We start from the raw sequence: 6,360 nt of genomic DNA, 5'->3' as shown, positions 1-6,360 counted from the left end.
GGTTATTACTATATTATAAAATCTCATATTCAAGATTTTTAATAAATTATTTTGCATTACCACTACTATTTCAAAAAGATTACAGTTAAACAAATTATTGTATACACATATCATCTATGTTAAAGGAGAAAGACGATGAAAAAGTTATTTATTTCACTAACAGTCCTTTTCGTTCTTGTTATGAGCGCTTGTAGCAATAGCTCTACAGACAAAAAGGACGATGCAAAAGGTAGCAAATCAGAAACAATTACATACCAATCTGAAAATGGTAAAGTAGAAGTTCCTGCAAATCCAAAACGCGTTGTTGTATTATCATCATTCGCTGGTAACGTAATGTCATTAGGTGTAAATCTTGTTGGGGTAGATTCATGGTCTAAACAAAACCCACGTTTTGATAGCAAACTTAAAGATGTTGCTGAAGTATCAGATGAAAATGTTGAAAAAATCGCTGAACTAAATCCAGATTTAATCATCGGTTTATCAAATATTAAAAATGTCGATAAGTTAAAGAAAATCGCGCCTACTGTAACATACACTTACGGAAAAGTTGATTACTTAACACAGCATTTAGAAATCGGTAAGTTATTAAACAAAGAAAAAGAAGCAAAAACTTGGGTTGATGACTTCAAGAAACGTGCACAAGAAGCTGGTAAAGAAATTAAAGCAAAAATCGGTGAAGATGCAACAGTTTCTGTTGTAGAAAACTTCAACAAACAGCTTTATGTATACGGCGAAAACTGGGGCCGCGGAACAGAAATTCTGTACCAAGAAATGAAATTAAAAATGCCTGAAAAAGTAAAAGAAAAAGCATTAAAAGAAGGTTACTACGCATTATCTACTGAGGTATTACCTGAGTTTGCTGGTGATTACTTAATCGTAAGTAAAAATAAAGATACTGATAACTCATTCCAAGAGACAGAATCATATAAAAACATCCCAGCAGTAAAAAATAATCGCGTATACGAAGCAAACATGATGGAATTCTATTTCAACGATCCACTTACACTAGATTTCCAACTAGACTTCTTCAAGAAGAGCTTTCTTGGTAAATAATACAAACATGAGGAATTCTTAAATTAAGAATTCCTCTTCCTTTATTCTATGAACAGAAAAGATGTGAAACGAATGACAAAAGATCACGACAATCCACGTTCTATAGCTTTTACATACAAACTAATTTTGAGCATAATTGCATTTTTTCTTATTTTTATGGTGGCAATGGTATTAGGGGCTGCCGATACTTCAATAAAAGATGTATGGTTAGCGCTCACTTCCTCTGCTAAAGGGGACAAAATATCTATTATTCGAGAAATTCGTTTACCACGTGAAGTAGCTGCAATTTTTGTAGGAGCTGGACTTGCTGTTTCTGGAGCAATTATGCAAGGATTAACACGAAATCCGCTTGCAGATCCTGGATTACTAGGGCTATCTGGTGGAGCAAATGCTGCACTTGCACTGACACTTGCTTTCAACCCTTCCATCAGCTATCTTTACTTAACATTAGCTTGCTTTATCGGTGCTGCAATCGGTGCGATTATGGTATTTGGAATTGGTATGGTGAAAAAAGGCGGGCTGTCCCCTCTTCGAATTGTATTAGCCGGTGCTGCCGTTTCAGCATTTCTACTCGCAATTTCAGAAGGAGTCGGCATTTACTTCAAAATTTCACAAGAGGTATCACTTTGGACTGCTGGGGGCGTAATTGGAACAACTTGGGGCCAATTAAAAATTATTATTCCAGTCATTTCAATTAGTATCTTTATCGCTATCTTACTAGCAAAAAAATTGACAGTTCTTAGTTTCAGTGAAGAAGTTGCTATTGGACTAGGTCAAAAAATTATTGTTATTAAAACCATTCTATTTATCATTATTATCTTACTTGCTGGTGCGTCTGTAGCTCTTGTCGGAAATATGGCATTTATCGGCTTAATGGTACCTCATATGGTACGTCCAATTGTCGGGCCAGACTACCGATTTGTTATACCAATGTCAGCAATTGCTGGAGCTTCCTTTATGCTACTTGCAGATACAATCGGACGTACTATTAACGCTCCATACGAAACACCAGTTGCCGCAATTGTCGCGATTGTAGGGTTACCATTCTTCCTATTCATTGTACGTAAAGGAGGAAAAACATTCTCATGATGCAATCTATTTTAAGAAAACAGCGTCTCATTATACTCACTTTACTTATAGTAATTATCACAACCATTGTAGTTGGAATGGGACTTGGTTCAGCATCTTTATCTTATGATCGACTACTCCCAACATTAATGGGGCAAGGGACTTTTAAAGAGGAGTTTGTTTTATACTCTTTAAGGCTACCTAGAATTGTCATTACATTATTAGCTGGTATGGCTCTCGCTTTATCAGGAGCTATTCTTCAAGGAATTACTCGAAATGATTTAGCTGAACCTGGTATTCTTGGTATTAACTCTGGGGCCGGTGTTGCTGTTGCTATTTTCTTTTTATACTTTCCAATAGATGTAGGTTCATTTCTTTACTTACTACCTGTTGTTGGATTTATCGGCGCATTTCTGACAGCTGTTCTAATTTACGTATTTTCTTATAGTAAATCAACTGGACTTCAGCCAATCCGATTAACATTAACCGGTATCGGTTTTGCATTTGCACTATCTGGAACGATGATTGTCCTTATTTCATCCGCGGATCGTATGAAAGTAGACTTTATTTCAAAATGGATTGCCGGAAATATTTGGGGAGATGACTGGATATTCGTTTTAGCAATGCTCCCATGGTTAATCGTATTAATTCCGTTCGTTTTCTATAAAGCAAATCGATTAAACATTTTAGCATTAAACGAGCCAGTCGCAATCGGCGTTGGAATTGAAATTGAAAAAGAACGCAGATACTTATTAGTCGCAGCCGTTGCGCTTGCAGCTGCAGCTGTTTCCGTAACAGGAGGAATTAGCTTTATCGGATTAATGGCTCCTCATATCGCGAAATCTTTAGTAGGTCCAAGACATCAAATCTTCATGCCTATCGCCCTTTTAATCGGCGGATGGCTATTATTATTAGCAGATACAATTGGAAGAAATATCGTTGATCCTAATGGCATTCCAGCAGGTATTGTCGTTGCTTTAATTGGGGCTCCTTACTTTATGTATTTGTTGCTTAAAAAAGCTTAAAAGACACCCTCAAGATCTTTTCTTGAGGGTGTCTTTGTTTCATTCTACTGCTGCCCATATCCTTCAAACTTCTTCGCCAAATTCTCCATCTCATCTTCTGGCAATAGCTTTGGTTCCCCAATGCTTTTCGTTTGATAATAAATTTGAGCACAAAACTCAATCTCTTCTGCAACAGTAAATGCCATTTTTATATTATTTGCACCTGCAATTAAACCGTGGTTCGCAAGTAAAACAGCACGGCGATCAATCATGCCTTCAAAAGCAGCCTCTGCTAATTGCTTCGTACCAAATGTTTCATACGGTGCACAGCGCACATTCGGTCCTGCGAAAGCAATTAAATATGACACAGCCGGAAGCTCCCATCCTAATGACGCAATCGTCTTCGCGTAAGGAGAATGTGTATGCACAAGCGCATTTATATCTTCACGCTTCCTATAGTAAATAAGGTGCATATCTAATTCACTTGATGGTTTTCTCTCTCCTTCTACTACTTCACCATCTAAGTTTAATATAACCACATCTTCAGGCTTTGTTTCATAATACTCTAAACCACTTGGGCTAATCGCAACAAGACCTTGTTCACGATTAAAGATACTAATATTACCGCCCGTTCCCTTTGTTAAACCACTAGAAATCATTTTCTTTCCATACGCTACAATTTCTTCTCTTTCTTTTTGTAATAACATATACATCCCCCTAAGTATGAAGCTTATGATGACTGACTTTTATATTTATCTACTTATTGAAATATCTTTTTTAAATTCTCCGTAAACGGTGCCTTTACAATCCCTTTTTCTGTAATAATCGCTGTTACATTTTCATGTGGAGTAACATCAAATGCTGGATTATATACTTTACTTTCTTTCGGAGCAGAATATTGTCCGAAGCGATTAATCACTTCAGAAGCATCTCTTTCCTCGATGGGAATTTCTTTTCCTGTCGGTGTTTTTAAGTCAATTGTCGGCGTTGGCGCTGCTACATAAAACGGAATGTTGTAGTATTTCGCTAAAATAGATACGCCTAATGTTCCAATTTTATTTGCTATATCACCGTTCGCTGCCACACGGTCGCATCCAACAATTACAGCGTCAATCTTCCCTTGTGACATGACCATAGCCGCCATATTATCCGTAATGACAGTAACATCAATTCCCGCTCGCTGTAGTTCTAATGCCGTTAACGTTGACCCTTGTAATCTTGGACGTGTTTCATCCGAAAAGATTTTTAAGTCCCATCCTTTTTCTTTTGCTAAGTACATTGGAGCCGTCGCAGTACCATACTTAGTCGTCGCTAACGCACCAGCATTACAATGTGTTAATACTCCCATTCCATCACGGAATAATGTTAATGCATGTTCTCCAATTTGACGGTTAATTTCTTCATCTTCTCTATGAATTTCTTTTGCCTCTTCTAGTAATCTATCTTTCAACTGTAAGATTGATAAATGAATATTATCTGCCGCTACACTTTCCATTCTTTCAAGTGCCCAAAATAAATTTACTGCAGTCGGTCTTGATGTCGCCAAGTATGTACATACCTTTCTTACTTCATCCATAAATCCTTCTTCCGTACTTTCAGCAAATTCCTTTACCCCTAAATACACTCCATAAGCTGCTGAAACACCAATCGCTGGTGCACCTCGTACTTTCATTACTTGAATGGCATCCCACACACTTTCAGCTGTTTTAAATGATTCATAGACAATTTCATTCGGTAATAACGTTTGATCTAACAAAACTAAAGCATCATCTTTCCACTGAATTGGTATTAATTGCTCTTCCATCATATTCTCCCCTTACTCCGCGTAGTGCATTGACTGTTCTTTTAACGTTTCTACAAAACTTGTACCTGTTCTATATTGATTCGCTCGTAAAATAAAACTCTTCGCTACTTTAAGACAAATTCGCTCCGCTCTAGCACGTGCTTCCTCATTCTCAATACAAGTAATATCTTTTACTTTCGCTAATCCAACAATACGGCGGATTAATTCAAGACCTGTCACTGCAGCTGTATCCTCTAATACAGATTGTAAATATACTTCGTTAAAGCCTTCTTCCTTCGCCATAATCTCGGTCACATGAATATCCCAAGCATCTAAAAACTTCTTCTTAAATAAATCAATTACCTCTACCATCGTAGTTTGTAACCAATCCATATACGTATCTTTCTCAGCTCCAGGTGGCATCGTTGCATCTGCATTCACCCAAGCAAACATTAAATTCGCCATTACATTCCCAACGTCATATCCCATAGGTCCATAAAAAGCAAACTCAGGATCAATAACCTTTGTAGAATCATCTCTTACAAAAACAGAACCAGTATGTAAATCACCATGAAGCAATGCCTGTGCATTCGTCATAAAAGAAAATTTACGTTTCGCTACTTCCATACGAAGCTCTTTATCACTATAAATATGCTCCCTAATCCATCCCTCATTTAAAGGAAATAACTCATTACGCTTATTATGATTTGTAAATGGTTCTGAATATACGAGGTCCTCTGTAATCTCACATAATCCAGGATTTATATAATTCTTCACAAGTTCCTTCTTCTCTTTATGATTCATTACAACATCAGATGTTAATAAAAGTGTATTTACCATAAAAGTAGTTAAGTCGTCAGCAAGCTGCGGAAATATTTGATGATTTATAAGTGCTGTACGTAATATTGTGTGATTCGATAAATCTTCCATTACGCAACAGTTCATCACACTATCAAATAAATACACCTTAGGAACAAGTCCAGGTGCTAACTCATCCTCTAACTGCAAAACATCTGATTCTATGCGAATACGATTCGTCGACAACTTAAACTCATCTGAAATGCGAGCTGTATCCCCAGCTTGCTTTACGATGACAGAGATGTTCTCTTTTTCATCCCAAACGCGGAACACATAATTTAAATTGCCATCACCTATTTCTTTACACTTTAGCCCCTTTGCATGTTCAAACTTAGATAATTTCTCTTTCACATATGCAATCACATCTTTAGCTTCCATTAAAAAATACTTTGTGAACTTAGACATGGTTTCCCCTCCACACCAATTGTAAGCGTTTTCTAAAAGCTATAAAAAATAATAGGTTGAATTTTTTCATCCTATAAATATGTATTCTTCTTTTTGAAAGGTATATCTAGGTTTTATTATATCTCGTTAGCACTTTGAGTCAATATTTCTAACTATCAGCGTAATATACTTCCTAATTATATATTTGAG

The 6,360-nt window shown here is 36.6% G+C and carries 6 protein-coding genes; 3 read left to right on the top strand and 3 right to left on the bottom strand.

The window, feature by feature from the left end:
- Nucleotides 1-135: 135 nt before the first annotated feature.
- Genes ABWK52_RS19940 through ABWK52_RS19930 form a run of 3 tightly spaced genes read left to right on the top strand, consistent with a single transcriptional unit; the run spans nt 136 to nt 3,146 of the window.
- A complete protein-coding gene (locus ABWK52_RS19940; RefSeq protein ID WP_000732594.1) occupies nt 136-1,053 on the top strand; it encodes an iron-hydroxamate ABC transporter substrate-binding protein in 918 nt (305 codons plus the stop codon).
- 48 nt (nt 1,054-1,101) lie between these two features.
- Nucleotides 1,102-2,142 (top strand): FecCD family ABC transporter permease, encoded by a 1,041-nt coding sequence (locus tag ABWK52_RS19935; protein ID WP_001986097.1) that lies wholly within the window; start codon nt 1,102-1,104, stop codon nt 2,140-2,142.
- On the top strand, nt 2,139-3,146 hold the full coding sequence (locus ABWK52_RS19930) for a FecCD family ABC transporter permease (protein ID WP_000983759.1): 1,008 nt from the start codon (nt 2,139-2,141) through the stop codon (nt 3,144-3,146). Before ABWK52_RS19935 ends, ABWK52_RS19930 begins: the two co-directional genes overlap by 4 nt.
- A 44-nt stretch (nt 3,147-3,190) precedes the next feature.
- Here the strand turns inward: ABWK52_RS19930 and ABWK52_RS19925 are convergent, their stop codons facing one another.
- Genes ABWK52_RS19925 through mtnK form a run of 3 tightly spaced genes read right to left on the bottom strand, consistent with a single transcriptional unit; the run spans nt 3,191 to nt 6,171 of the window.
- A complete protein-coding gene (locus ABWK52_RS19925; RefSeq protein WP_000926557.1) occupies nt 3,191-3,832 on the bottom strand; it encodes an L-fuculose-phosphate aldolase in 642 nt (213 codons plus the stop codon).
- 53 nt (nt 3,833-3,885) lie between these two features.
- Nucleotides 3,886-4,932, bottom strand: coding sequence for an S-methyl-5-thioribose-1-phosphate isomerase (mtnA, locus tag ABWK52_RS19920; protein WP_087947609.1), 1,047 nt, complete (start codon nt 4,930-4,932; stop codon nt 3,886-3,888).
- A 9-nt stretch (nt 4,933-4,941) separates the two neighbouring features.
- Nucleotides 4,942-6,171, bottom strand: a complete 1,230-nt coding sequence (gene mtnK / locus ABWK52_RS19915; protein WP_000033221.1) for an S-methyl-5-thioribose kinase — start codon at nt 6,169-6,171, stop codon at nt 4,942-4,944.
- Between the last annotated feature and the right edge of the window lie 189 nt (nt 6,172-6,360).

This window comes from Bacillus sp. AP50 (assembly GCF_040492675.1).
Taxonomy (GTDB): Bacteria; Bacillota; Bacilli; order Bacillales; family Bacillaceae_G; genus Bacillus_A; species Bacillus_A cereus.
Note: the sequence above shows the minus strand (reverse complement) of the source record. Positions and strands in the feature narration are given on the sequence as shown.

Excerpts from the sequence above, each read along its gene's own strand:
- ABWK52_RS19940 (WP_000732594.1), top strand. The coding sequence starts at position 136 with ATGAAAAAGTTATTTATTTCACTAACAGTCCTTTTCGTTCTTGTTATG.
- ABWK52_RS19935 (WP_001986097.1), top strand. The coding sequence starts at position 1,102 with ATGAACAGAAAAGATGTGAAACGAATGACAAAAGATCACGACAATCCA.
- ABWK52_RS19930 (WP_000983759.1), top strand. The coding sequence starts at position 2,139 with ATGATGCAATCTATTTTAAGAAAACAGCGTCTCATTATACTCACTTTA.
- ABWK52_RS19925 (WP_000926557.1), bottom strand. The coding sequence starts at position 3,832 with ATGTTATTACAAAAAGAAAGAGAAGAAATTGTAGCGTATGGAAAGAAA.
- mtnA (WP_087947609.1), bottom strand. The coding sequence starts at position 4,932 with ATGATGGAAGAGCAATTAATACCAATTCAGTGGAAAGATGATGCTTTA.
- mtnK (WP_000033221.1), bottom strand. The coding sequence starts at position 6,171 with ATGTCTAAGTTCACAAAGTATTTTTTAATGGAAGCTAAAGATGTGATT.